The 24678-nt window shown below is 31.1% G+C and carries 30 protein-coding genes and 1 pseudogene; 20 read left to right on the forward strand and 11 right to left on the reverse strand.

Annotated elements, in window-relative coordinates:
• Nucleotides 1–69: 69 nt before the first annotated feature.
• Both T483_RS0117350 and T483_RS0117355 read left to right on the forward strand, forming a co-directional pair.
• The gene (locus T483_RS0117350) at nucleotides 70–255 is read left to right on the forward strand and encodes a hypothetical protein (RefSeq protein WP_242841860.1); all 186 of its coding nucleotides are present in this window, start codon (nucleotides 70–72) and stop codon (nucleotides 253–255) included.
• Between the two features lie 265 nt (nucleotides 256–520).
• Nucleotides 521–1198 carry an MgtC/SapB family protein gene (locus T483_RS0117355; RefSeq protein WP_026887982.1) on the forward strand — a complete coding sequence of 226 codons (678 nt, stop codon included), beginning with the start codon at nucleotides 521–523 and terminating at the stop codon, nucleotides 1196–1198.
• 198 nt (nucleotides 1199–1396) lie between these two features.
• Here the strand turns inward: T483_RS0117355 and T483_RS0117360 are convergent, their stop codons facing one another.
• Complete coding sequence (locus tag T483_RS0117360) at nucleotides 1397–1714, reverse strand: hypothetical protein (RefSeq protein WP_026887983.1); 318 nt, start codon at nucleotides 1712–1714, stop codon at nucleotides 1397–1399.
• A 218-nt stretch (nucleotides 1715–1932) separates the two neighbouring features.
• Between T483_RS0117360 and T483_RS0117365 the strand changes: the two genes are divergently transcribed.
• The gene (locus T483_RS0117365) at nucleotides 1933–3072 is read left to right on the forward strand and encodes a glycosyltransferase (protein ID WP_026887984.1); all 1140 of its coding nucleotides are present in this window, start codon (nucleotides 1933–1935) and stop codon (nucleotides 3070–3072) included.
• A gap of 245 nt (nucleotides 3073–3317) precedes the next feature.
• Here the strand turns inward: T483_RS0117365 and T483_RS0117370 are convergent, their stop codons facing one another.
• The 3 genes from T483_RS0117370 to T483_RS0117380 all read right to left on the reverse strand — a co-directional run bounded on the left by T483_RS0117370 (nucleotide 3318) and on the right by T483_RS0117380 (nucleotide 5445).
• On the reverse strand, nucleotides 3318–3620 hold the full coding sequence (locus T483_RS0117370; protein ID WP_026887985.1) for a hypothetical protein: 303 nt from the start codon (nucleotides 3618–3620) through the stop codon (nucleotides 3318–3320).
• Between the two features lie 452 nt (nucleotides 3621–4072).
• Complete coding sequence (locus T483_RS0117375; protein WP_026887986.1) at nucleotides 4073–4429, reverse strand: hypothetical protein; 357 nt, start codon at nucleotides 4427–4429, stop codon at nucleotides 4073–4075.
• 755 nt (nucleotides 4430–5184) lie between these two features.
• The gene (locus tag T483_RS0117380) at nucleotides 5185–5445 is read right to left on the reverse strand and encodes a hypothetical protein (protein ID WP_026887987.1); all 261 of its coding nucleotides are present in this window, start codon (nucleotides 5443–5445) and stop codon (nucleotides 5185–5187) included.
• Nucleotides 5446–5835: 390 nt separating this feature from the next.
• Between T483_RS0117380 and T483_RS32190 the strand changes: the two genes are divergently transcribed.
• The 5 genes from T483_RS32190 to T483_RS0117410 all read left to right on the forward strand — a co-directional run bounded on the left by T483_RS32190 (nucleotide 5836) and on the right by T483_RS0117410 (nucleotide 10225).
• Nucleotides 5836–5994 carry a hypothetical protein gene (locus T483_RS32190; protein WP_242841880.1) on the forward strand — a complete coding sequence of 53 codons (159 nt, stop codon included), beginning with the start codon at nucleotides 5836–5838 and terminating at the stop codon, nucleotides 5992–5994.
• A gap of 637 nt (nucleotides 5995–6631) precedes the next feature.
• On the forward strand, nucleotides 6632–8026 hold the full coding sequence (locus T483_RS0117390) for a PLP-dependent aminotransferase family protein (RefSeq protein ID WP_026887989.1): 1395 nt from the start codon (nucleotides 6632–6634) through the stop codon (nucleotides 8024–8026).
• A 668-nt stretch (nucleotides 8027–8694) separates the two neighbouring features.
• Nucleotides 8695–8961: a hypothetical protein gene (locus T483_RS0117400; protein ID WP_242841881.1), complete on the forward strand. Its 267-nt coding sequence runs from the start codon at nucleotides 8695–8697 to the stop codon at nucleotides 8959–8961.
• A 200-nt stretch (nucleotides 8962–9161) separates the two neighbouring features.
• Nucleotides 9162–9902, forward strand: coding sequence for an AzlC family ABC transporter permease (locus tag T483_RS0117405; protein WP_035790326.1), 741 nt, complete (start codon nucleotides 9162–9164; stop codon nucleotides 9900–9902).
• Nucleotides 9899–10225, forward strand: a complete 327-nt coding sequence (locus T483_RS0117410; RefSeq protein WP_026887992.1) for a branched-chain amino acid transporter permease — start codon at nucleotides 9899–9901, stop codon at nucleotides 10223–10225. The genes T483_RS0117405 and T483_RS0117410 overlap by 4 nt, the downstream gene beginning before the upstream one ends.
• A gap of 717 nt (nucleotides 10226–10942) precedes the next feature.
• On the opposite strand, the gene T483_RS0117415 is transcribed toward T483_RS0117410, so the two are convergent.
• The 6 genes from T483_RS0117415 to T483_RS0117440 all read right to left on the reverse strand — a co-directional run bounded on the left by T483_RS0117415 (nucleotide 10943) and on the right by T483_RS0117440 (nucleotide 15023).
• Nucleotides 10943–11488, reverse strand: coding sequence for a glutathione peroxidase (locus T483_RS0117415; RefSeq protein ID WP_026887993.1), 546 nt, complete (start codon nucleotides 11486–11488; stop codon nucleotides 10943–10945).
• Between the two features lie 230 nt (nucleotides 11489–11718).
• Nucleotides 11719–11964 (reverse strand): TIGR03905 family TSCPD domain-containing protein, encoded by a 246-nt coding sequence (locus tag T483_RS0117420; protein WP_035790328.1) that lies wholly within the window; start codon nucleotides 11962–11964, stop codon nucleotides 11719–11721.
• A 114-nt stretch (nucleotides 11965–12078) separates the two neighbouring features.
• Nucleotides 12079–12570: an OsmC family protein gene (locus T483_RS0117425; RefSeq protein WP_026887995.1), complete on the reverse strand. Its 492-nt coding sequence runs from the start codon at nucleotides 12568–12570 to the stop codon at nucleotides 12079–12081.
• 245 nt (nucleotides 12571–12815) lie between these two features.
• Entirely contained in the window at nucleotides 12816–13466 is a 651-nt protein-coding gene (locus T483_RS0117430) for a Crp/Fnr family transcriptional regulator (RefSeq protein ID WP_051560437.1), read from the reverse strand.
• 245 nt (nucleotides 13467–13711) lie between these two features.
• The gene (locus T483_RS0117435; RefSeq protein ID WP_026887997.1) at nucleotides 13712–14056 is read right to left on the reverse strand and encodes a winged helix-turn-helix transcriptional regulator; all 345 of its coding nucleotides are present in this window, start codon (nucleotides 14054–14056) and stop codon (nucleotides 13712–13714) included.
• 679 nt (nucleotides 14057–14735) lie between these two features.
• Nucleotides 14736–15023, reverse strand: coding sequence for a hypothetical protein (locus T483_RS0117440; RefSeq protein ID WP_026887998.1), 288 nt, complete (start codon nucleotides 15021–15023; stop codon nucleotides 14736–14738).
• 310 nt (nucleotides 15024–15333) lie between these two features.
• On the opposite strand from T483_RS0117440, the gene T483_RS0117445 reads away from it, so the two are divergent.
• Nucleotides 15334–15735, forward strand: coding sequence for a winged helix-turn-helix transcriptional regulator (locus T483_RS0117445; protein ID WP_026887999.1), 402 nt, complete (start codon nucleotides 15334–15336; stop codon nucleotides 15733–15735).
• A gap of 265 nt (nucleotides 15736–16000) precedes the next feature.
• Here the strand turns inward: T483_RS0117445 and T483_RS0117450 are convergent, their stop codons facing one another.
• Nucleotides 16001–16864 (reverse strand): LysR family transcriptional regulator, encoded by an 864-nt coding sequence (locus tag T483_RS0117450; RefSeq protein WP_026888000.1) that lies wholly within the window; start codon nucleotides 16862–16864, stop codon nucleotides 16001–16003.
• A gap of 123 nt (nucleotides 16865–16987) precedes the next feature.
• Between T483_RS0117450 and T483_RS0117455 the strand changes: the two genes are divergently transcribed.
• The 11 genes and pseudogenes from T483_RS0117455 (at nucleotide 16988) to T483_RS0117500 (ending at nucleotide 24657) form a co-directional block, all read left to right on the forward strand.
• Complete coding sequence (locus T483_RS0117455) at nucleotides 16988–17464, forward strand: YbaK/EbsC family protein (protein WP_026888001.1); 477 nt, start codon at nucleotides 16988–16990, stop codon at nucleotides 17462–17464.
• 11 nt (nucleotides 17465–17475) lie between these two features.
• Nucleotides 17476–18447, forward strand: coding sequence for an NAD(P)-dependent oxidoreductase (locus T483_RS0117460; RefSeq protein WP_242841882.1), 972 nt, complete (start codon nucleotides 17476–17478; stop codon nucleotides 18445–18447).
• Nucleotides 18448–18469: 22 nt separating this feature from the next.
• On the forward strand, nucleotides 18470–18847 hold the full coding sequence (locus T483_RS0117465; protein ID WP_026888003.1) for a RidA family protein: 378 nt from the start codon (nucleotides 18470–18472) through the stop codon (nucleotides 18845–18847).
• 14 nt (nucleotides 18848–18861) lie between these two features.
• Nucleotides 18862–19635 (forward strand): PhzF family phenazine biosynthesis protein, encoded by a 774-nt coding sequence (locus T483_RS0117470; protein ID WP_026888004.1) that lies wholly within the window; start codon nucleotides 18862–18864, stop codon nucleotides 19633–19635.
• Between the two features lie 240 nt (nucleotides 19636–19875).
• Nucleotides 19876–20406, forward strand: a complete 531-nt coding sequence (locus T483_RS0117475) for a nitroreductase family protein (RefSeq protein ID WP_026888005.1) — start codon at nucleotides 19876–19878, stop codon at nucleotides 20404–20406.
• Nucleotides 20407–20449: 43 nt separating this feature from the next.
• Nucleotides 20450–20557 carry a TSCPD domain-containing protein gene (locus tag T483_RS30595; RefSeq protein WP_278247450.1) on the forward strand — a complete coding sequence of 36 codons (108 nt, stop codon included), beginning with the start codon at nucleotides 20450–20452 and terminating at the stop codon, nucleotides 20555–20557.
• A 320-nt stretch (nucleotides 20558–20877) separates the two neighbouring features.
• On the forward strand, nucleotides 20878–21201 hold the full coding sequence (locus T483_RS29375) for a MarR family transcriptional regulator (RefSeq protein ID WP_242841883.1): 324 nt from the start codon (nucleotides 20878–20880) through the stop codon (nucleotides 21199–21201).
• Nucleotides 21202–21404: 203 nt separating this feature from the next.
• Nucleotides 21405–21541 (forward strand): annotated as a pseudogene (locus T483_RS32600) (thioredoxin reductase); the annotation flags it as partial.
• Nucleotides 21542–21566: 25 nt separating this feature from the next.
• On the forward strand, nucleotides 21567–21881 hold the full coding sequence (gene trxA / locus T483_RS0117490) for a thioredoxin (protein WP_026888006.1): 315 nt from the start codon (nucleotides 21567–21569) through the stop codon (nucleotides 21879–21881).
• A gap of 255 nt (nucleotides 21882–22136) precedes the next feature.
• Nucleotides 22137–23099 (forward strand): zinc-binding dehydrogenase, encoded by a 963-nt coding sequence (locus tag T483_RS0117495; protein WP_026888007.1) that lies wholly within the window; start codon nucleotides 22137–22139, stop codon nucleotides 23097–23099.
• A gap of 205 nt (nucleotides 23100–23304) precedes the next feature.
• Nucleotides 23305–24657 (forward strand): dihydrolipoyl dehydrogenase family protein, encoded by a 1353-nt coding sequence (locus tag T483_RS0117500; protein ID WP_051560438.1) that lies wholly within the window; start codon nucleotides 23305–23307, stop codon nucleotides 24655–24657.
• Nucleotides 24658–24678: the final 21 nt, after the last annotated feature.

Below are 24678 nucleotides of genomic sequence, written 5' to 3' on the forward strand. Positions count from 1 at the left end.
GCAAAAGGAGTTCTATATGGTAAAATAAAGCCGACAACAACATAGTTGGAGGGATAATAAGTGGAAGAGATGATACCATATAAATGCTTAAAATGTGGGATAACAGAAAATATACCTAGGGAGGTTGTAGAATACTTTGATGAGATGGATCAAAGTAATATAGATGAACCGCCTTGTTTTTCATGCGAAAAATGCGGTGGCACTATGAGACCTAAAGAATACAAAGGGGTATACGGAAAAAAATATAAGCTATAATAAGAAAACCATAGGGAAATTAATCTCTATGGTTTTTAACTTAAAATATAATAAATTTCTCCGAAGGAGCGTGGCGCAGCCACTTTGTTCTTTTGAATTTACAATAACAGATTTGCATTTTGAAATTCGTAAAATTTATACTAACATTAATTTAATACGCACGAGATAAAAATTGAATAATGATGTAAATAAAATAGTAGCTAAATTCAAATATGGTATAATATTCTAATATAGCCAAGATAATAGAATGAAAGGAGTATGAAATATGAATGAGCTGTATTTAATGCAATTAGATTATTTGTTAAGGCTCTGTATTGCTGCAATATGTGGGATGTCTATTGGATATGAAAGAAAGAATCGAATGAAAGAGGCCGGAATTAGAACGCATTTTATCGTGGCTATAGGGGCAGCACTTATAATGATTATATCGAAATATGGATTTCAAGATCAGATAGGATGGCCTAATATGTCTCTTGATCCATCACGTATAGCAGCTCAGGTTGTCACAGGAGTTGGATTTCTTGGTGCAGGGATAATTTTTATGCAAAAGCAAACAATAGTGGGATTAACAACTGCAGCAGGAGTTTGGGCTACAGCGGCTATAGGTTTAGCTATAGGTTCTGGGCTTTATTTTGTTGGGATAGCAGCTACTACTATTACTATAATGGGACAAATACTTTTACATGGCAAAATTAAGTTTTTATCATCTCCAAGGACAGAGACATTAGCGCTGCAGATTGTGGATGAGCCAGATGCTATTAAATTTCTTCAAGAAATATTTGAAAGTAATGAGATAACTATAATTAATTTGAAGAGCAAAAGAGATGAAAAATCCTTATTAATTGATTTGAAAGTTGTGATACGAATATATGAATCGTTTAATATAATTAAATTCTTAAATATATTGCAAAGTAAAGATTTTATAAAGTCTTTAGAATTTTAAGGAAAAATAAGTTGTACTAATAAAGAATAAATTTAATAAAAATGATGGATATAAAAATACCGTATTATTCAAAAATGAATTTGCGGTATCTTTTATATCCTAAATACTTGAGCAATACTATTAACGGATGCAGAGCTGCATTCAATGTAGAAGTGGTGTAGCAAAATAAATAAAAAGGAGACAATTTAAAAGTACCATTTATGACAATACTACAGTGCCATTACCGAAAATTATAATCGAGTAATTATAATCAAGTGGAGGTAAGATTTGTTGAGAAATTTTTGGATTTAATCTTACTAGCGACTGTATTACCTGATTAGAATCAACAATTATAATTATGGCACTACTATTAGCAGGCGTAATCCTTGCTGTAAGTGGAGATCCTATCAATAAGTTGGAATCTCTTACATTATAAATGCCTTGAGTCAATGTTTTAGTTTCAGCAATAGCTATTGAAGTACTTATATTAAATAATAGAAAGAAAAGAATAATGAAAATAGTGACAGATCTTTTCATTAGTTTAACCACCTTTAATAATTTAAGCTCTACGCATGTAAATGAGTAATTTTATTATGTGGACTTATTAAATAAATATGCATAATTCTAAAATTGTAGATTTGACGTAGTAAATAAAAAATTAGTTCTTTGAAAATTGAACAATACAGTTTTTACCATAAAGTGGTATAATTAACATATGGTTAGTTTGATCAAAAATAGATAAAGGAGTGAATAGCATGAGGGTTTTAATTACACCCATGTCAGCAATAGTTGAAACAAAAGGTCCTTTTTCAAGAACAATATTATTAGCAAATGAATTCATTAAGAGAGGTCATGAAGTGGCATTATGTGCAGCAGAAGATCCTAATTATCATAGTATAGAAAATGTAAAAAATTATTATGCTCCTATTCCGTCCATGTTAGATATTTCTGAAATAACCGACAAGAATATATTAAAAAAATTGCAAGAAAAAACTATGAATAGCTTTGAAGAGGTTTTAAATTTTATAGGAGCAATTAATGAAGAATTTTTTGCAAATGACGTACATTACATTAGAAAAGCAATACAAGAATTTAATCCAGATGTCATTTACACAGAATTTAGAATAGCAGCTATTGTTGCAGCTAAGTTAGAACGTATAAAAGTGGCTACCGGATTTAGCTTCACTGTTAAAAAAAGTTTCGCCTGCAATCCTGAGTATAGTGGAGGAGTAAATAAGTATTTAGAAGAGAATAATTTAAATAAGGTAGAATCTGTTTTAGAGATTTTTGATTGGGCTAATTTAAAGGTTGTTCCAAGTTCTTATGAAATAGAACCAATAGATGGAGAGAATGTAGTTTTTGTTGGACCTCTTTCTTCATCAAATACCATAACAGTTAAAGAGAAAAAAAATAAAATAGTAGCATATATGGGGAATGGGACAATATCTCCTATGAAGTTAATAGAGGAATTAACTAAGGCTTTTGAAAATTCTAAATATGAAGTTTATATTGCTACAGGGGAAGTAGAACCATACAAAAAGAATAACATAAATATTAATAAAAGATTTGACTTTAACAAGTTAATGCCAGAAGCAATGGCATATATAAACCATGGCGGTCAAAATAGTATTATGACAGGTTTAATATATGGGGTTCCACAAATTATATGTCCAGGCAATGTATTTGAGAGAAAGTATAATGCATCTTCGATAGTTAAGTTAAATGCAGGAAAGATGTTGGAAGCAAAAGATTTTGATTGTAAAATAATCACAAAAATAATTGGTGAGTTTAATGAAGATTCAACATATGCAAATAATTCCAAGAAATCAGGAGAGATGTTGTTGAGTCTTGGAGGGGTTACTAAAGCAGTTCAAGCTATTGAAGAGTTAGTGTAGTTTGAAAACTAATCTATATTGGACAATATAAGTTAGCAGTTACAGTTAAATATAATGAGCCAATTTTAATACCGCATTATTCAAAAATGAATTTGCGGTATTTTTTATATCTTAAATACTACGTAATACTAGTGAAGGATTAAGTAAATAAAAATAAGTTTTAATATGAAGAAGCCTATTAATGAAATTATGTAATCTTATAAATATTATTATGGATTAACATTTGTTGGTGTGAATATTAATTGTCAAGTACCTAATATTACAAAATTAAAGTCTTCTTTCATTGGTCTTAGAACGTAGTTTATTGAATTTCCTTCCAATCGGATAGATTGTTGTATTATTTTGTTTTCATCAAATATAATCAAGAATGTTTCACTAGGCGAAGAATTTTTGACTGTATATGCAACATTTGAGATGAGATTTAAGTCCTTCATTCTATAAATGCCTTGTGAAAATGTTCTTGAGACTGGTTGAGCTACAGCTGGAATTGAATTTAAATTTAAAGACATAAATAATAAAATGAAGCATATAAAAATAGTCTTTTTCATAAGATTAACCACCTTTTACAATCTTAATGTTATGTAATTAAATAACTAAATTTATTATATTAATATGCAATGGAAATATTCATGTGGCATTTTTTAGAGGTGAAAATTTTATTATGTAGCATTAAAATTAGGCACAAAAAGATGTTCTGATTAAGAGAAACACAATGGACTGTATAAATAATAATATAATCAAAGCCAATTATATTATGTATAATTCAAAAAAATATTCAGGTAATTTAATTCACAATTATATTTAATAATTCTTTGCATAAAAAGAATTTAATTAATAGTTCAAAATACGCAAATTAGTTAGATTGTAGACAGAAATAATAAGCAAAGATGAAATACAAAAGTAAAGTATACAAAAACCTAATTTGAAACGCAGTGGTTAAATAATATCAAAGTGATTAAATATAAAAGAGTATAAGTCTAACTCTTATACTCTCTATCTCTTAATATGAATGACGATGGCGTGAAGGAAGGAACGATAATAATTCTAGTGCAGCTATATTAGAGAATGGAAAAAATCTACGTCTAAAACGCCTAAATCTTCTTCGTGGGCGACGATGAAATCCAGCATTTCCATACTGTCTTTTTTCATCATAATTATATTCATCATCATTATCATCTAGATCCATTGCATCCTCACCAACCAACATTGCAATACGGTCTTTGTCTACATCTTCAATAATTCCATCAAATATGCTTCCATCTGACATTATTAAAGTAACATTACAGTATAAGTATTTTTTGCATTTGCTTTGTAAATCTTGCATGTTATTGCTATAGTTAATTTTATTTAATTCCATTTTTTGTAATCTCCTTTCAAATATATGATATTCATCTTTGAGGGAAATAGTGTTATATAAAATGAATAAATTTTTATAAAATGAAAAAAGGAGTGACTATAAACAGGCTCATTTTGTATTAATACATTTGCAAGAGAAATAAAACCAGTGCTGTTATGGTAGAGTGTAGAATACTAAAGATGTAATAAACCCATGCAAAGAAGAGTTTATCAGTAGGAAAATAATAAATAAGCTGTAAAGCAAAGAAAAAGGCTATAAGTACACGTAAAGGTATTAGTGATATACTTATTGAGAAATATAGAGTCAAAAGAAGTTAATAAACAATACTGAAATTTTAGATATTAAAACTAAAAATATCACAATTAAGAGGCATACAATGGATTTTATAAATAATAATATGATTAAAAGCAATTTTAAAATAAGTATTCAGATAATTTAATTCACAATATGTAGATTTGACGTAGTAAAGTGAAATTCTTATAGATTAAATTATTAATATGTGTGCAAAAGAAAAAGGCATTGAAAAGTACATCTATGAGAAGGTTATAATACCATTAAAATTACTTAATTTTATAAAATTTTATTTATAGTTTTGAGTAATATTGGCTACAGTATATAATTGTGATATATTTGTATAATTTCATGTATATGGGATTTTTGTTTTTCTGGTGTTACATGAAAATAATGTAGCACCAGAGAAAATCTTTACTAGTAAATAACTTGAAAACTTTGTTTGGTTAAACTTCTTTACGACTTTAGTAAAGGGTAGGAACTGGGTAACATGCAACTTGACTTATAGATTTTTCATCAAATCCATAAAAGACCCATTTTTTCCCGTCCCATCTATAACCAGAAACTTCTCCTTGCTCTAATCTTGTAGGATAGAACCAGAAAGGTTTCCCATGTTTAGGCCATACATACGTATATGATTGTAAGCAGTCAACGATATATGAAACTTTTGGTTTTTTAGGTTTGTTTTTTGGTGGTGGGGAATTAGGTGCTCCGTATTCTCTCATACGATTTTGCTCCTTTAAAAAACGCTCTAAATTATAGTATGATTGGAAACATATATTGTTCATTTGATGGAGGGATGTTACAGCAATTAACAGGAATAAGTTGCAAATAATAGTAAGACAAATGAAAAAAATCAGGAGTATAGTTTAAGCATTTTTTTATTTAAAATACTAAACAATACTAAGATTAAAGGGAGAAGCAATGAATGAATTTCCAATACTCGGTTCTGAATCGAAAGAATATGTTCCGTACCATAGACATAGATTACTACACATGGATTAAAATAAGACGACATCTCAAGGGTATGCATCCTAAGAAACTATGGAAATCGATTATTAAGAAATATTTTAGCAAAGACATACATGGTGTGAGCAATGATAAATAGCTATTAAGTGATAAAAGTACAAAAAAACTGTCAATTAATGAAAATGCAGTGGATACCAATAATAAGATATCAATTGATTAAATACAAGAATAGTCCAGATGATAAAACATTAAAGGAATACTTTATTAAAAAAGACGAAAAAGAATTTAATAAAACAATATTTTAAGTAGGCAAAAATTAGCAAAGAAATGCAAATATCAATGTAGAATTTGCGACCAATCATTATTTGGAGAAGAAAATTAAAAAATAAACCAAATCGTACCCAAGGTACTTAGCGGAAAAGATGTTTATAGAAATTTTGAGAGATTGCGTGAAAGTTGTTATGAACAACATCAAAAATTATTATTAAAATATCAATGATTTAAAATGCTAATAAAATTTTTAACATAAAAAGGCTCACTTAAGGGGCCAAAATAGATTCTATAAATATGAGATAATGAAATTGAATAATAGGATGTGTAATTTTTAAATAAGTATTCAAATAGTTTAAATCACAATTCTAAACTAAAACGTGATAGTAAAAAGATGCAAAGCAAGAATAAACTATAAATATTATAAAAGGAGACTATAATGGAAATTAATTTAATTAAGACTATCGTTTCTACAAACTTCAATCAAACTGAAGAGGTTAAAAGAAATTAAAATAATAAATTACGTAAGTACTTATAAAAATATCGGTATTTTCAGAATGAATTTAAGAGTTTTGAAAGAAAAAATAATACATTAAAGACGCAAATTTTGATATAATCAAAGATATTGAAATACAAACATTATTTATAAATAATTTAGATGTGAGGAGTATTATGCCTATTAATTCATTTGAAAACTATCCAATGACTTGGAAACCAAAATTAGAGAAAACAAATCAACCATTATATTTATCATTAGTGAATCAACTTGAAAAGGATATTGCTGATGGTGTTTTATTGCCAGGAACTAAACTGCCACCACAGCGAGAATTAGCTGACTTCCTTGATATTAATGTTAGTACGATTTCAAGAGCATTTAAGGTGTGTGAGAAAAATGGTTTACTAAGTGGTACAGTAGGAAGTGGAACTTTTGTTTCCTATGATGTGAATACCAATATCTTTATGACACCGGATCATTCATCACACTTAGTTGAGATGGGGTCTATGATGCCGGAAATGGAAGCTATATCTAAGAATGAGATTACCGTGTTATTACAAAAGATGATGACAGAGCCGGATTTTGAAAATTTGTTTCAATATGGAAGTTTAGAAGGACGCAAATGGCAAAGGGAGGCAGCCGTTAAGTTAATAGAAAAATCAGGATATAAAACTACGGCTGATTTACTGCTTCCAGCAAGTGGGGGGCAGAATGCAATAGCAGCAATCTTGGCAGGACTGTTTCAGCCAGGGGATAGAATAGGTACTGATCCATTAACTTATCCAGGTATAAAAAGTGTAGCTAAAATGTTGGGAATTCAGTTAGTTCCAATTAATCATGATAATAATGAAATTAGTGAAGATGGATTATTACATGCTTGTAAAAATGAGAACATAAAAGGTATATATATTATTCCAAATTATCAAAATCCAACAACACATATTATGTCAGAGGATTGTAGAAAAATGATTGCCCGTATCGCAAAAGAGAAGAAGCTGATTGTAATAGAAGATGGAATAAATAGCTTGTTTATGGAAAAACCTTTCCCGGCCGTAGCTTCATATGCTCCTGAGCAAACAATATATATTGTGAGCTTATCTAAAACTGTAGCACCTGCATTGAGGCTGGCTTATATTGCAATCCCAAAGAATTATATGAATGATTTAAAAACAGCACTTTATAACATAAATATTTCTCAATCAGTGTTCTTAATGGAATTGTCTTCACGTATGATTGCCTCAAAAAATGTGGATAAGTTAGTTAATGAAAGGCGTAAAAGGATAAGGAAACGTAATCAGCTTGTAAATAAATATTTAGCAGGTTATCAAGTTATGGGGGATGATGAAGTTATTTTTAGATGGCTGCTATTGCCAGAAGGCATGGACGGAGAACAATTTGAAGCAATGGCATTTGAAAAGGGGGTTAAAGTTTATGCTGCAGAAAGATTTACTGTAGGGAAGATAAAACCTATTGATGCAGTACGCCTGGCGGTAGCTGCACCGCGGAGTTTAGAGGAATTGGAACAGGGATTAAAGATTTTGAAAGAACTTTTAAAAGAAAATTGGATATAACCAAAAACATATTTTTTCTCAAGAAAATTGTATTGCACACAATTATTGTATTGTGTGCATTTTTTTTTCTGTTATCATGAAAGAAATTGAACTTTAGGGGGATTTAAAATGAAATATTATGTTGTTGATGCATTTACAGATAAGGTATTTGAGTGAAATCCAGCAGGGATATGTGTTTTTGATAAGTGGCTTTCTGATGATACTATGCAGAAAAATAGCCATGGAAAACAATTTATCTGAAACTGCATTTACAGTAAAAGAAAATGATTGATTTTAATGAAGTCGAAGATTTTAGTGGTCATGCAGTGAGGGCAGTGTGTCCATTTGCATTGAACAAAGACGTGAATGTTTATCTAGAATATATCGCTTAAGTGTTTTAAGATTGTTTTTCCTGCCTGTGGCAGCTCAAGTGGTGCAATTGAGTTAACGATAGATGAACTGGAAAAATATCGAAATTGTCTTGAATGGATTGATGTTTGTAAATGCTAGGATTAAAAATAGTTTATAAGTTAAGAAGTTTTATACTTATTATAATAAAAAGCAGATGGTCTTAAATAACAACACTCTTTGTAAGTCTGCTTTTATATAATTACATCAAGTTATTAGAAATTGAAATAGAATCAAAAAATTAAGGAGAGAAGGTGTTTGATGTGAAAACAGAAAAACTTGTGAGAACACTCTGTGTAGTTGTTTTATGTATGTTGGTAGTGCAGATTTTTCTTGCCGTGTTAGTTATCATGCTTTGTGGAGACCCTAATAGTAGAATAGGGGGAATTGCATCAGTTTTAACTATGGTGTCTGGAATTATATTGTCTCTCTTTTTAAGCAAGCTATTTGAATTATTCTTTGGGATAAACTTTGGAGAATTGCGTTACAAGTTCTATTCCTTTGATAAATTAAATAGTTCAGACAACGATGACAAAAATTCAGATTGAAAATAATAGTATTATAATTGATGTTTAGGTACATGTGGTAGCTCTCAACATTTTTTGAAAAATAAAAATAGTTAAATTTAAAAGTAAAAGTAAAATTAATGAAAGAGTATATATTGAATTGGAAGAATAATTAAAGATGTTATTGAATTATAAATTCTAAAAATTCAATGATACAGAACATAGTAAAGGAGGGTAAATATATGCAAAACTTAAGTACTGTAATAGAAAATGATGATATTAGAACTAGTAAAGTAACAGCCGCGAAAACAGCATTTCTTTATACAATTCCAATGATGGCAGGATTCATTTTTCTGGGTATCGCCTATGGAGTTTATATGCGATCTTGTGGGTTTTCACCAATTTATCCTATCCTCATGGCTGTCACTATTTTTGCAGGTTCTATGGAATTTGTTACGGTAGGGTTGCTGCTTAGCAATTTTAATCCTATATATGCCTTGTTTCTTACCATTATGGTGAACGGACGCCATGTTTTTTATGGGATATCCATGCTGGATAAATACCGAGGTACTGGAAAGAAAAAATGGTTTCTGATCGCTGGAATGATTGACGAATCATTTTCAGTTAATTATATGGCAGATGTTCCGGCAGGAATTGATAAGGGTTGGTTCATGTTTTTCGTTACAATCTACAATTATATTTATTGGGTGGTCAGCACTGCTGTCGGAGCACTTTTTGGTTCTTTGCTGACCTTTAACATGGAGGGATTAGATTTTGTTATGACTGCTTTGTTTCTGGTAATTTTTATTAGCCAGTGGCAAAATGAGTCCTCTCATGAAAGTTCACTTTTAGGGCTGGGGATTTCTTTGCTTAGCTTAACAATGTTTGGAGAAAAGTATTTCCTGTTACCCGCTATGGCAGGAATTTGGGTGATCCTGACTTTTCGGCGCAAACAGTTGGAAAGGAAGGTTAGAACACAATGACAACAGCACAACAAGTTATTACAATCGGAATAGTAGTATTAGCCACTCAATTTACAAGGTGGATTGCCTTTTTTACATTTCCTGCGAACAAGCCTACCCCGAAATATATCAAATATTTGGGAAATGTACTTCCTTCAGCTATCTTTGGTATGCTGGTGATTTATTGTTATAAAAATGTAGACTTATTTTCCAACAGCCACGGAATTCCACAGCTGCTTGCAGGTGCCGTGGTAGTAAGCTTGCAATTTTGGAAAAAGAACATGTTTCTTTCTATCGGAGTGGGTACTGTACTCTACATGATTTTGGTACAGTTCGTATTCTAATGGTAGTATCGGATAGAGCATTTCTGTGAGTAAACACAAAGATGTTATGAGCTCGGTAAAGGCGGCTGAGAGGATAATACTGTAAGGCATAATAATATGCTACGAAATGCGAACTAGAGGTGGTCGAGTGTTTGATAGGTTGGTGGTCTAAAAAGTATCTATGGTTAGTATGTTGCAAAGCAACTGACGAAATCAGGAATGTACGGGTCTAAATGCAGTATATTCAGAAATGAATATAACACATATTGTGTTGTAAGTGTTGATTAGTAAGATTCTAGGGTATGAAAGTCCATATAGTGTATGGCACTATTGAGTTTACAGGCTCATACTGATGAACTAAGGATAAATGTAAAGATAGCAATAGCGGAACAAGGAAAGCTCAGAATATTGAGGTTTTACTGCCAATGAAGTAGTGGCAGGAATGTTCCACGATGTAAAAAGTTCATAAGAGACCTTGTTGTAAAAGAAGTTATGGTTTATAAAGACACATTGAAGTTATCTTCCAATGTGTCTTTTTCTTTGCTAAAAAATAGTCAAGGAATTAAGGCTATAAGCGAAATTGACAGGTATTACTTATATGAAAGATATAGTCAGAGTTTTTATATAAGAAAAATATTCATTCATTATAGTAGTATTAATAATAACAATACCATATACACTGTATGTTAATTACATAAGAGGCATCTTAAACAGTGAGTGTTTAAATAATTTTTTGTATTAAAGTAAGAGTTCAATATCCGCTTCCATATCCATAGGTTCGAAAGAAGGTTCAAATCGTCTAACTACTTTTCCAGATCTATCAATCAAGAATTTGGTAAAATTCCACTTTATAGAATCGCCTAATAAATAATCTGGAAAATTTTCTTTTAAATATGCATATAACATCCTACTACTTGCGGTATCTTCATTAATTCCTTGGAAAGGAGATACTTCCGTCAGATGTTTAAATATTGGATGTGCATTTACTCCCCTTACATCAATCTTTTCAAAAAGTGGAAAGGTTACTCCAAAATTAATTTGACAAAATCTTTTTATCTCATCATTATCTGCTGGATCTTGTTCTGCAAATTGATTGCATGGAAATCCTAAAATCTCTAATCCTTTTTCTTTATATTTTTTGTATAAAGTTTCTAAATCTTTGTATTGAGGGGTATATGCACATTTGCTAGCTGTATTTACAACTATTACAACTTTTCCTTTATATTGATCTAATTTTATTTCCTCTCCATCAATTAAATGTGCATTAAAATTATAAATAGACATATCTACGTCCTCCTTAAAATATTAAATTTTTTTCGTATAGTGCTTTTCAAAATCAAGAATATAAAGTTTAGGTAGCTTTTGTAGTGGGAAAACAGAAGTGAAAAATTAAAAAGTATTAGAAAAAGATAAAACTCAAAAAAAGGTTTTTCTGAGCTTCTGAGATACATCCTTAAAATTTCTAAGGAGGTACTATTGTATTATTACTTACAAGTAAAACTGTAAGCTAATTATTATTTTTCTAATTGTTGCTTCAAAGCCTTTGCTAGTTGTGCAGGACAGGAAGTATTTCTTGGTCCGCATTTAATTCCTTCAAGTTTATCAATAACATCTTCTACTTTCATACCTTCAACTAATTTACTTATACCTTGAAGATTGCCATTGCATCCAGATATAAATTCTACATCCTTTAATATGCCATCTTCAATTATAAATTCGATTTTTTTTGAACATACTCCTTCAGTTTTATACTCAATCATAAACATCCTACTTTCTTTTATTAATTTCATCTTATCTGTTTAACATCATAATTCTTAGATATAATGTCTTTTCGTAACATATAATATGTAACTATACTTTGTGTCTAACTATGATTACTCAACAATTAATTCTACTTTTGCTTTAAGGCTATTCAAAACTACTGAGGCTGAAAGTGCAAGATTTGCTATTTCTTTTACTTTTTCAATAGGAGCAGAAGTAACTGTATTCAGTTTTATAGTAGGATTTATAATTCCACGTTCACCCTCTTTAATTCCAAAAAATACAGCTAAATCAACATCTGATTCAATATATACACTAACTTTTTCTAGTTTAATATCTTGCTTACTTGCAAAAATTTCAAAACTAATTGAAAAACAACTAATAGCTCCTGCTAATATATATTCAACTGGATTAGGCCCTTTATTAGTTCCACCCAATACATCTGGTTCATCAATAACTAGGGGAGAAAAATCTCTTATAAGGACATTGTTTTTAGTACCATCTTCCCAATCAAGATGAGCATTGAACTTTGTCATACCTAAACTTGGATCTTCCATTACTGTTTTTTTCGTTTGATTTATAGCATCTAATACAATATTATTCATGATAACATCCTCCTGTTTTTAATTTTTATCCGATAGCTAACATCCGTAAAACTCTCACTTATTCAAGTGAGAGATAACGGCTGCACGCTCCTGGACATTGTGCCCCCTGAGGGTATAAGTTCAACTAAATTCAGCTGGAGTTAAAACGCCACCTGAAAAGTTTCATTTTATGAATTGATATATTAGGATTCTAACACTAGATGCTAAATAAAGATGTAATGTAGCTTACACTTAATCTAATTTTTTTATAATTGGATCCATATGATATTTTCAAGGCGTTTAATTATACCACCTTTTAAAAGTTTGTTTATATTCGTAGTAACAGTTTCACGACTTGAACCAATCATGCCTGCTATATCTTTATGAGTAAGTGAAACAGAAATTGGATACCAACCATTATTTTCTTGCTTGAAATCTATAAGTTTCTTAAATAAAAAAATAAGTCGGCTTTCAACTGTTCCATAACTAATTTGCTCTAAAGTTTCAATGATATCATGATGTGTCTCAGAAAAATAATTTAGCAAAGACGTTGCAATTAATGGGTTTTGTTCTACAAGTGCTTTAAGTTTTTCACCAGAAATAGAGACAACTTTAACTTCTGTCAAAGCTCTATAAAATACATTATTTTGTTTTTCTAAAAATACATTTGTAAGTCCAATAATATCACCACTTGATAGCAATCCTATAATGCATTCCTTACCATCTATATAAATATGAAAATTACATATATATCCTTCTTTTATAATAGAAAAACATTTATTTGATCTTTCTGGTGTACAAATTAAATCTCCCTTTTTAAAAGTAAATTCCATCTCATCTTTTATTAATGCATTAAGGTAATTTTCAGGAAATAAATTTATAGTGTGTTTAAAAAAACTTTTATTTGAATGTAACATTATTAAATATCCTTTCTGATTTCAATAGAGATAACAATTTGTTAAGAAAATTATGTAGTTGAGTATTCCAATGTTATAAATAGTTTGACGTTTATGTAGTAATAGGCGATATAAAGATAAACAATTGATTCAATATAGTGCACATACTCACTATATTGTCATACGTAAACGGGAGTAGCGTTAAATCAAAAGCAGATGAGCTTTCTTGAGTCTAAAACGTTCACTACCTTTATTAAACAAGATATTTATGATTTGGGATTTTTTTGATAATCTGAACCCCAATTATACATAGCTTCAATAATTGGTTCCATAGAAAAACCAAGTGATGTTAATTCATATTCTACACGTGGAGGAACTTCAGGATAAACGGTACGTTTTACGACACCATCTTGTTCCAATTGACGTAATTGTATAGTTAATGCTCTGTGGGTTATATTTGGCATCATGCGTTTAAATTCGTTGAACCTTATTTTTCCTCCAAGCAAACGGTATAAGATAATACCTTTCCATTTTCCACTGATGATGTTGAGAGTAGTTTCTACTGGACATGGTTTATCTTGACAATTCAAGTTTATTGTTTCTTTATTCATGTTATCAGCTCCTAATTAGTATAAGAATTATACTTAAGATGTATATAGTATACTATATAAAGAGAATGCATTCATTATAAAAAAATGGATTCAGTTTAATATCTAAATAAGTGATAAAAGTAGAGGTCTTTCTTATACACTAAATAATTTATTTTCGTAGGCAGATAGGGAGAAACAATTTTTGCATTTTGGTTTAAATTGAACCTTATCATGACACTTTGCCTATGTTGACACATCATGAGTGGTGTAGTTGTTAACAAGTGTCTTTGAATGTTCCGAAAGCAGAAGAGGGTTTCTAAATAGCCAAACGGAACAAAGTCCCTATTTTTGCTCAGAATTTAGGATATAGAGAAAGACGGTCTGAAAGGTGATCAAGTTACATATATAAAGCCGCAAACTTATGAAATATGGAAAAAGAAAAGTTTTAAAAATGATATAAGTAAACGTAAAAACATGAAATATAACTCAAAATCATCTTCACGAGTTAAAAGTAACTGCTTAATTGTGGAAAGAATTAAGGAGACTTATTTAATCGCGCCCAAAATACAAGAATCTCTAACTAATCAAGATTTTATTTCAATTAGTTAGAGATTCTTTGCTTTGAACCGAGAAGGAGCGGCGCTACTGATTAAAATTTTAATCATTTTGCGACATCCTCTTCTCTTTTACCAATAAACTTTTACAGACTGTAAATTCTTACATCTGGATCGATTGTCCATAGATCTTTCAATCCAACGAATACATCGTTTTTGAATAAATCGCTACTTAGGTATGATTGTGCATTTTCTACACTGTCAAACCCGTGCAGTACTTGAACGTCTTCATCGCGAATTAAAAGATCTTTAGTTAAAGCGCCTTTAATTTGGTTTAAAAAAGGTTCACGATAATCGTTATAAACCTTTGCAGCCGCAGGGCGGTTTTCAGAGTTGATTCTCATTGTGATTTCTAAATAAGCTTTTACTTTCATGGTAATTCCTCCTGAATTTTATATATATAATGTTATTATTTTTCAAAATGTATTTTATCGGTCTTATAGAGAGCGATAAAAACATTTTGTTTATCTACGTGCTAAGTATATCTGATTAAATATTAATGGTGAAGATATAAAGAAATTTATTAGTCACTAATAAATTTCTTAGTCACTATTTAATTTATTAGTAATAGCTATTTAATAAGATTGGGTTGTTTATTTAATATAGATAAAATATAATACAGGTGCACTATAATAAAAATAAGAGATAGTTAAAACAGAGTTACTTTTACGAAGGGAGAAAGCTATGTATAAACATAAATTAGAGAAAGAAATCCGTTGCCCTCTTGAATATGGAATTGATATTTTTGGTGGTAAGTGGAAAGCTCGGATTATTTGTATTCTTGCTGAGAAAGGATTACTAAGGTACAATGAAGTGCGTCGTGAATTGACAGATATTACGGATGCAGTATTATCCGCTACATTAAAAGAATTGATTGCTGATAATATTATTAGCAGAATGCAATATAATGAAATTCCACCAAGGGTGGAATACACATTAACAGAACAGGGGAAAACAGTCATTCCAATTTTGCAAAGTATATGCAGGTGGTCTGGGGCATATCATAAAAGTGACAATGAAAATGTCCTTACACAATGTCAGAAATGCGATTATAATGATAACTCATCATCTCATAGCACACCTTGAATTATACAATGCAGACACCTAGCAGATAATATTCTTAATTTTAATGAAGAAAGTAGAGTTATACTTCAAGCTACTGGAACATATCATTTACCCGTTTTAAGTTATTTGAAACAAAGAGGAATCTTTGTAGAAGTAATTAATCCAGTAATTATGTGTCAAGAAACATGGCTAAAGTGAAATAAGGTTGGAATCCAGTTACAGAAATAAAAGAGCTAATTCAGGTAATTAGATATAACCGTAACTAGCTTTTCATTTTGTTCTGGAATTAATCAGGAATGTGCTTCTTAAAATAATCAATGAAATATCTACTTGCTATAGGAATTGTTTTTAGATTATTAAAAGCAATTCCTATAGTACGTGTTACTGGTGGGCTTATTGGAATTTTTGCTACATCGTAGCTTACACGTCTTAAAACTAATTCAGGCAAAATACTTACCCCTAAGCCTTCCTCAATCATAGAAAGAATAGAATAATCATCATGAATACACATTTTGATATTCGGATGGAGATTCTGTGTATGAAAAGCTTCTAATGGTTCACTAAGAGCACCTTCTTCCAAAAGGAGAAAAGGTTCAGCTGCAAGCTGTTTCAATGTAACTACATTATTTCTTGCTAATGGATGATTTTGGGGAAGAACAGCCAAAAGTTCACCATCCTTTAAAGTAATAGTATTTAATCCTGATGCAACAGCGGGATTTATAAAACCAAAGTCAACTTCACCTGATTTGATCCATTCTGGAATAGTCGTATAGTCTCCTTGATGAAGAATAAATTGTACATTAGGATAAATGGTCTGAAATTCCTTTATCATATGAGGTAGCCAATGACAGGATATACTTGAAATAGTACCAATTCGTATGATGCCTGATTCAATACCTTTTATCTCTTTAGTTTTCTCTATCATTGCACGATAAGAAGAAGCAGTTTTTAATATATAAGGATATAATTCTTCTCCTTCTGGAGTAAGTTTTACACCAGTTCGTGAACGCAGCAGTAGTTTCAAAGATAACTCATCTTCAAGTGACTGAATCATTTGGCTTATTCCAGACTGAGTATAACCCAGTAAATCTGCGGATTTTGAAAAGCTTCCGACTTCTACAATTTTACATAGAGCAATATATCGGTTCATATTATTATCTCCTTTACATTAGAATATCTAATATATAAATCAGAAATAGTCGTTTTACTTATATATAGACCCATTGTATACTAAGGTCATATAAAAATCAATGAAACATCTGGAGGTTATATTATGTCAGTTATTAAAGTAAAAGAATATTTTAAAAGCTTCGGTATTGAAAATAAAGTAATAGAATTGGAACAGTCAAGTGCAACAGTAGAACTTGCAGCAGAAGCGATTGGATGTGAGCAAGAGAGGATTGCTAAGACTCTTTCATTTTTAGTTGGTGACAAAGGAATACTGGTTGTTGTTGCTGGAGATGCTAGAATAGATAACCGAAAATACAGAGAAGAATTTCATGAAAAAGCAAAAATGATTTCTTCTGAGGAAGTGGAGAAAATAATCGGTCATGCTCCAGGTGGGGTATGCCCATTTGGTATAAATGAAAATATAGAGGTTTATCTCGATATTTCAATGAAACGATTTTCTACAGTATATCCAGCTGCGGGAAGCGGGAACAGTGCCATACAATTAGATATAGCAGAACTAGAAAAATACTCAAACTCAAAAAAATGGGTTGATGTGTGTAAAGGATGGACTGTAAACTAATGAAAATATTTGTGTACTGTTTTAGGGAGTTTGATGAAAAAGAATTTTTTGATGAGTTGGTTGGGAAATATGGGTATACCTATGGATATACAGCGGAGCACCCAAACTTAAAAAATGCAAAACTGGCAGAAGGATACGATGCGGTCAGCGTAACAGTATGTGATTTTAATGCTAAACTATTGGATTGCTTTCGCGAATTGGGAGTAAAATACGTTGCGACACGGTCCATCGGCTATGACCATATCGACATACAGCATGCGAAAAAAATCGGGATGAAGGTTTCTCATGTAAGCTATGAACCAGACTCGGTAGCAGAATATACAGTTATGCTTATGATGATGGGGTGCCGTAGAATATGTCATATTTTAGATCGTGCACGGATTCAGGACTTTTCACTTAAGGGGAAATTAGGAAAAGATTTAGGTGATTGCACCGTAGGAGTGATTGGAACTGGTCGGATTGGAATGGCAGTAATTAAATATCTGAAGGCATTTGGGTGCAGGGTTCTTGTAAACACCTCTCACCAAAAAGAAGAGCTTAGTGGACTTGTAGAATATACAGAATTTGATACCTTACTAAAGGAAAGCGACATAATCACTCTTCATGCATCAGCCAGTAAGGAAAATTACCATCTGATTGATAAAAAGGCATTTGATATTATGAAGAATGGGGTCATGATTGTGAATACTGCACGAGGGACATTAATAGATACAGATGCGCTTATAGATGCACTTGAGAAGGGGAAAGTATCACATGCAGCATTGGATGTGATTGAAAATGAGTATGGACTATATTATATCAATAGAATGGGAAATTGTATTATAAACAGGCAGATGGCGGTACTAAAATCATTTCCCAATGTTATTTTATCACCACATACTGCTTTTTATACAAGAAAAGTTGTATCCAATATGGTAGAGAAAGCAATCCAATGTATCTGTGATATGGAAAAGAACGTAGAAAATCCTTTAATAATTACATAAAACTAAAATGGAGGTATGAATTTTGAGAAAAATCAGTACAGCAAATGCACCTGAAGCAATTGGACCATATTCCCAGGCTTATGTGGCAGGAAACTTTCTTTTTACGTCAGGACAGGGAGGATTTGACCCCATAGATGGTTCTATAGTGGGAGGAGGAATTGAAGCTCAGGCAGAGCAGACAATGAAGAACCTTGGCGAAATATTTAAGGAAGTAGGAACGGATTTTACGAAAGTAGTTAAGACCACCTGTTTTCTTGCAGATATGTCTGACTTTGCAACATTCAATACGGTGTATGCAAATTATTTTACGGAAAAGCCAGCTAGAAGCTGTATTGCGGTAAAAACGCTCCCGCTTGGTATTTTGTGCGAGGTTGAAGCTGTTGTTTATTTAGGAGAATAAAGGAGGAAATTAAAATGAGACAATATGTAGTAGATGCTTTTACAGATAAGGTATTTGGAGGGAATCCTGCCGCAATATGTGTTATGGATGAGTGGCTTCCAGAGAATATCATGATGAAGATAACAAGGGAAAACAATCTATCTGAGACAGCTTTTGCAGTAAAAGAAGGATTAGATTATAAATTAAGGTGGTTTACTCCGGGGGGAGAAATTGATTTATGCGGGCATGCGATTCTTGCAGCAGCATATATTATAACTAATTTTATTGAGCCTGAAATAACAGAAGTTCGCTTCCAGACACTTAGTGGACTTCTAGTAGTTGTGAAAAAAGGCGACCTCCTTGAAATGGACTTTCCATCATATAAATTAAAAAAAGTAGATGTGACTGAGGCAATGGTGGAAGCGATTGGAGTTAGACCTTTAGAAGCATATTTGGGAAGAGATTTGCTCTGTATTCTTGAATCAGAGGAAGAAGTTAGGAGCCTAAATCCGAATCAAGAAAAGGTAAGTACACTTGATGGACTGCTTTTGCAGGTTACAGCCAAAGGTAAAGAGTTTGATTGTGTATCGAGATCATTTGCACCTAAATGTGATGTATCAGAAGATCCAGTATGTGGTTCAGGACATTGCCATATTATCCCGTTTTGGGCTAACAGGCTAGGAAAGAGTAAATTAGTTGCCTATCAAGCTTCTCCAAGAGGAGGCACATTATATTGTGAATATCAAGGGGATAGAGTAAAAATGAGCGGTAAAGCGGCCTTATATTCAACAGCAGACATTAATTTTTAGGGTGTTAAATAATTTAAGGTAGTCTATAAGCAATAACGGATAGCGTTAACCTGTTATTTCGCTATATAGAAATAGAAATTATATAAGTATAAAATAGTATACTTAAGTATACTTTTTTATACAGTATATAACCAATTTGCGTACTTACATTTTTTTTTTACGTACGTATAATTAAATTTGTAAGGACAAGAGTGATTGCGCAATCAAAACTAAAAAATAAATTCTGAGAGGATGAATAAAATGAATTTTATAGATTTAGCTAAAAAAAGATATTCAGTAAGAAAATATGAGGATAAGGTTGTTGAAAAGGAAAAATTAGATAAAATACTTGAGGCAGGAAGAGTTGCACCTACTGCTGCAAATTTCCAACCTCAGAAACTTATAGTAGTTCAAAAAAAGGAAAGTTTGGAAAAGCTTAAGGCTGGAACAAATGCATATGGGGCACCGCTTGCAATTATTGTTTGTTCGGATCATAGTCAATCATGGAAAAGATCTAATGATGGAAAAGATTCAGCAGATGTTGATGCTGGTATTGTGACAGATCATATGATGCTACAAGCTACTGAACTAGGGCTTGGAACAGTATGCATAGGTATTTTTGATTCAAAGATAATAAAAGAATGTTTTAATATTCCAGAAAATGTTGAACCTATTAATATTTTAGCAATAGGATATTCTGATGTTGAAGCTGGATCTAAAGCAGCATCACCTGACAGACATATTGAGACACGTAAAGCTTTAAAGGATACAGTATTTTATGAAACACTTTAAATTAAATATATTTTATAATGTCTAATTTAAATTTAGATTATTAATTGCTCAGGATATGAAGGAGATTGCTTATGAATTAGAAAATATAATTTGTGGAAATAAGAGTACTTCTTCTCCTGAGCAACTTGAAAAGGCATTAAAAGAAGCTTGAAAATAATTAGTACTTAATAGTATTAGTAAAATATAAAATAAATAATAGAAATTACATATCCTTATTAGAGTTAGAAAAGAGTATTGGTAGGTATTACGACATGTTGTTTTAGATATAGTAAAAGAAAAAAACATAGTATGTGTTTAAAATATATTGACAGAAGAATATAATGGTTGCACATTTAATTCGTACCCGAACGAATGAGGTGGCGAAAAAGAAATGTATTATTGGAAAATTGAATATAATTAATCAAGCATCTCAATAAATTTTTAACTGAAAAAATAAAAGAAGAGCAATTATCTATATTACAAAATCACACAATGCTATTTGAAATTTTACCAGAGGATGGTTCAAAGCTGCTTTTTAATGAAATAGCAAGCATATGGAGAATATCTAAATCATCTTTATCTGACATAATAAACAAATATGAGAGCCAAAAATTTATAAATAAATGTGTGTGCGATGAAGATAAAAGAAGTGTATATATTAGTTTGACTTGTGAAGGTATATATATAAAACAAAAATTACAAGTTATAGAAAAAGAGTTTTTAGATATAGTATTAAAAAATTTTCATGAAGAACAAGGAAAAGTCTTTGAAGCTAATATAAATAAAGCTCTTAAAAATATAATAAAAATGCTCTAAAAGTATTTTTTTTACTTAAATACTCCGTACGCGTACGAAATAAAATATATAAATCATAGTTCAGATATTAAGGTAAAATACTAAAATTTTGTGGGGTAGTGATATGTTTAATTCTATAAGAAAAAGATTAATTTTTAATTTCATTTTAATTGCAGCAATAATAATTTTGATTTGTACATCCTTTTTTACATATCAAATGGTAAATGAAAACTAATTTAGAGGGATGCTTTGCAGCTGGGATATAGTTGGAGCTCCATATCAATATATAAAAGCCGCTGGAGAAGGAAATATCGCAGCACTATTAGTGGTATCCTACATAGATGAAATTAATAAAAAATAATATAAAGATTTAAGGAGAGAAAAACATGATAAAGATAGTAAAAGAAAATGAATTCAATAGTGAAATAAAGGATGGAGTAGTAGTAGTAGATTTTTTTGCAGACTGGTGTGGTCCATGTAAAATGTTAGCGCCTATATTTGAGGAATTAGAATCAGAAATGAAAGAAAAAGTTAAATTTGTGAAGGTTGATGTAGACGATAGTACAGGTGTTGCGCACGAATATGATATTACAAATATACCATCTATAGTTATATTTAAAGATGGTGAAAAGAAAGAAAAGTTAGTTGGATTTAGACCAAAAGAAAACCTTAAAGTAGAAATAGAATCTTTTCTAAAATAACTTGAACAATTCTATTAATGTTGTATAGACATAAAGCTAATGGTGTATGAATGTAAAAATTTAATTATAAATAAAAATAAGTATTAATTGTAAGATGGATTACATCTTTTTTAAGTATAAAGTACTAAAATAATAATAAAAAATCATTAAATTTCCTAAATAAGATGATATTGGTGTTAAAGAAATTAAATTTAATGAGAATGATACGAACATAGTAATTATGTGCTGATTAAGTAGACAAGGAGATAATATTTAATGAAAATGATGAAAGCTATGCAAATTCCGGCTAAAGGTGAAAAGATGAAATTGGTTGAGATTCCAGTTCCTCAGCCTCAAGAAGGACAAGTACTAATTCGTGTGGAAGCATGCGGAATATGTAATGGTGATTCTATGGCTATTGAAGGTGGAGCACCCGAGTATCCACGAATTCCAGGTCATGAAGTGATTGGTAGAGTTGAAGAACTTGGAGCGGGTTCAACGAAGTTTGAGATAGGACAACGAGTTGGTGTTGGATGGAATGGAGGACATAACCATGTTACAGGTCTTACAATAGATGGTGGTTACGCAGAATATATGATTGTTTATGAAGAAGGCTCATCGAGTATTCCGAGTGAATTATCTGCACTAGAAGCAGCACCACTTATGTGTGCTGGCGAAACAACTTTTAGTGCGTTAAAAAATAGCAAAGCTAGGCTAGGAGATATTGTAGCAATTCATGGTATTGGTGGGCTTGGACATCTAGCGATTCAATATGCAAAGAAAGCAGGATTTCGAACTGTTGCCATCTCTCGTGGCAGCGATAAAGAGAAATTGGCACGTCAACTTGGAGCTCATTACTACATCGATTCTGAGAAAGAAGAACCGTCTCAGGCATTACAGAGATTAGGCGGAGCAAAAGTAATTCTTGCTACTGCACCGAATGCTAAAGCTATTTCATCTCTAATCAACGGGCTTGGTTCAGACAGTGAGTTAATTATTGTGGCAGGATCAGGAGAACAATTAGAATTGTCGGCAATGGACTTTTTAAAAGGTCCCAATACAGTCAGAGGTTCGTTTACTGGACATACAAAAGAAGTCAATGAAGCGATTCTCTTTAGCGTGTTAACTGATGTGAGGCCAATGATTGAAACTTTTCCGCTTGAACGCGCTAGTGAAGCATACGATAAGATGAAGTCAGCATCAACAAGGTTTCGTGCTGTATTGAATATTTCTGAATGATTTTTTTAAATCCAATTTATTTTACTTAAGAAAAGTAAAGCTGTTAATAATCCCAACAGGAAGTATTAATAACATTTTACTATAAAAGTTATGGAGCTATAGTTTATTTACATTTAAATTGGATATGATAAATTAATTAAAAACCTGAGTTTGCTTTATAGAGAAACAAGTACGTTAAAATATGTAATAGTAAGGAGATATTTATATGGAAAATATGAAAAAATATGATTATATTATTATAGGGAGTGGGCCTGTTGCATATAAAATGACAGCAGAGCTACGAAATTCAAGTAAAAAAATCTTAGTTGTTGAAAGTGATACATTTGGTGGAATTTGTCCTAATTATGGATGCGAGCCTAAAATATTTCTTGATGGAGCTATAAAGGCAGTATTAACAACTCATCAGCTTCTTAATAAAGGAATTTCGATACCAGCAAAAATTGACTGGAAACAATTAATGAAACGTAAGAAAGAAATATTTTTAAGTTATCCTGAAAATGCTAAAAAAGGTTTCCAAAATAATAGTGCAGATATAATACAAGGAACAGCAACTTTTATTGATGAACATATATTAGAAATTAATAAAGAGAAATATTATGGGGCAAAAATTATTATTGCTACAGGACAAAAACCAAATAAACTACCTATTAAGGGAAATGAGTACACATATAGTAGTAACGATGTACTTTCTATGGAAGATTTACCAAGTCGTATTACTCTTATTGGTGCAGGATATGTAAGCATGGAATTGGCTACAATACTTAACGCAGCAGGCTCACACGTAGAAATTATTGAATATGCAGATAGACCATTAACAGCATTTTATTCAGAACATGTTAAGGATGTTGTAGATGAAATGAAGAAACAAGGAATTACATTCCATTTTAGTCAAAAGGTTAGTGAAGTTATTAAAACAGATTCTGAATATATAGTTAAATCTGATCAAGGTTTGAGTATTAATACAGATTATGTTGTTGATGCAAGTGGACGTATTCCTAATATAGAAGCATTAAATTTAGATAAAGTAGGAATTGCATATGATCGTGCAGGAATACATGTAAATGAGTTTTTAGAAACAAACATTAAGGGTGTTTATGCAGCGGGAGATGTGGCAAAAAAAGATTCTAAAGTAGCGCCTAAATTGACTCCTATTGCGCAATACGAAGGTGAATATCTAGGTGAAAGTATAGAAAGCGATAATCCAGAACCTATTCAATATCCGGTAATTGGCACTACGGCGTTTACATTTCCACAAATTGCACAAGTTGGAGTGAGCGTAGAAGATGCTCTAAAGAATTCAAACTATGAAGTTATTACGTATGATTTAACACCAGACTTCTTTTATACTGGAACAAATGATTACAATGCAAAACTGACATTAGTTTTTGACAAAAAGCATAATCTAGTAGGTGCATCAGAAATTAGTCAAACAGCTGCTGAAGACATTAATAATTTTGTCAATGTAATTGGATTAGATGTTGAAGCAAGCGCTTGGAAAAACGACTTATTGCCTACTTTCCCAGCTTTAGCTTATAAAGTGCGAGATTTTATTAAATAATATTATTAAGCCATATTTGAA

Origin of the sequence: Clostridium beijerinckii HUN142 (genome assembly GCF_000621745.1) — a bacterium.
GTDB lineage: Bacteria > Bacillota > Clostridia > Clostridiales > Clostridiaceae > Clostridium > Clostridium beijerinckii_A.

Bases quoted from the DNA above. Each gene is read 5' to 3' on its own strand.
- T483_RS0117410 (WP_026887992.1), top strand. From the start codon at position 9,899: ATGACAACAGCACAACAAGTTATTACAATCGGAATAGTAGTATTAGCC.
- T483_RS0117360 (WP_026887983.1), bottom strand. From the start codon at position 1,714: ATGAAAAGATCTGTCACTATTTTCATTATTCTTTTCTTTCTATTATTT.
- T483_RS0117500 (WP_051560438.1), top strand. From the start codon at position 23,305: ATGGAAAATATGAAAAAATATGATTATATTATTATAGGGAGTGGGCCT.
- T483_RS0117350 (WP_242841860.1), top strand. From the start codon at position 70: ATGATACCATATAAATGCTTAAAATGTGGGATAACAGAAAATATACCT.
- trxA (WP_026888006.1), top strand. From the start codon at position 21,567: ATGATAAAGATAGTAAAAGAAAATGAATTCAATAGTGAAATAAAGGAT.
- T483_RS0117355 (WP_026887982.1), top strand. From the start codon at position 521: ATGAATGAGCTGTATTTAATGCAATTAGATTATTTGTTAAGGCTCTGT.
- T483_RS0117450 (WP_026888000.1), bottom strand. From the start codon at position 16,864: ATGAACCGATATATTGCTCTATGTAAAATTGTAGAAGTCGGAAGCTTT.
- T483_RS0117365 (WP_026887984.1), top strand. From the start codon at position 1,933: ATGAGGGTTTTAATTACACCCATGTCAGCAATAGTTGAAACAAAAGGT.
- T483_RS0117420 (WP_035790328.1), bottom strand. From the start codon at position 11,964: ATGATTGAGTATAAAACTGAAGGAGTATGTTCAAAAAAAATCGAATTT.
- T483_RS0117425 (WP_026887995.1), bottom strand. From the start codon at position 12,570: ATGAATAATATTGTATTAGATGCTATAAATCAAACGAAAAAAACAGTA.
- T483_RS0117415 (WP_026887993.1), bottom strand. From the start codon at position 11,488: ATGTCTATTTATAATTTTAATGCACATTTAATTGATGGAGAGGAAATA.
- T483_RS0117430 (WP_051560437.1), bottom strand. From the start codon at position 13,466: ATGTTACATTCAAATAAAAGTTTTTTTAAACACACTATAAATTTATTT.
- T483_RS0117445 (WP_026887999.1), top strand. From the start codon at position 15,334: ATGTATAAACATAAATTAGAGAAAGAAATCCGTTGCCCTCTTGAATAT.
- T483_RS29375 (WP_242841883.1), top strand. From the start codon at position 20,878: ATGCTATTTGAAATTTTACCAGAGGATGGTTCAAAGCTGCTTTTTAAT.
- T483_RS0117475 (WP_026888005.1), top strand. From the start codon at position 19,876: ATGAATTTTATAGATTTAGCTAAAAAAAGATATTCAGTAAGAAAATAT.
- T483_RS0117370 (WP_026887985.1), bottom strand. From the start codon at position 3,620: ATGAAAAAGACTATTTTTATATGCTTCATTTTATTATTTATGTCTTTA.
- T483_RS0117435 (WP_026887997.1), bottom strand. From the start codon at position 14,056: ATGAATAAAGAAACAATAAACTTGAATTGTCAAGATAAACCATGTCCA.
- T483_RS0117455 (WP_026888001.1), top strand. From the start codon at position 16,988: ATGTCAGTTATTAAAGTAAAAGAATATTTTAAAAGCTTCGGTATTGAA.
- T483_RS0117390 (WP_026887989.1), top strand. From the start codon at position 6,632: ATGCCTATTAATTCATTTGAAAACTATCCAATGACTTGGAAACCAAAA.
- T483_RS0117375 (WP_026887986.1), bottom strand. From the start codon at position 4,429: ATGGAATTAAATAAAATTAACTATAGCAATAACATGCAAGATTTACAA.
- T483_RS0117470 (WP_026888004.1), top strand. From the start codon at position 18,862: ATGAGACAATATGTAGTAGATGCTTTTACAGATAAGGTATTTGGAGGG.
- T483_RS0117380 (WP_026887987.1), bottom strand. From the start codon at position 5,445: ATGAGAGAATACGGAGCACCTAATTCCCCACCACCAAAAAACAAACCT.
- T483_RS0117495 (WP_026888007.1), top strand. From the start codon at position 22,137: ATGAAAATGATGAAAGCTATGCAAATTCCGGCTAAAGGTGAAAAGATG.
- T483_RS0117440 (WP_026887998.1), bottom strand. From the start codon at position 15,023: ATGAAAGTAAAAGCTTATTTAGAAATCACAATGAGAATCAACTCTGAA.
- T483_RS0117405 (WP_035790326.1), top strand. From the start codon at position 9,162: ATGCAAAACTTAAGTACTGTAATAGAAAATGATGATATTAGAACTAGT.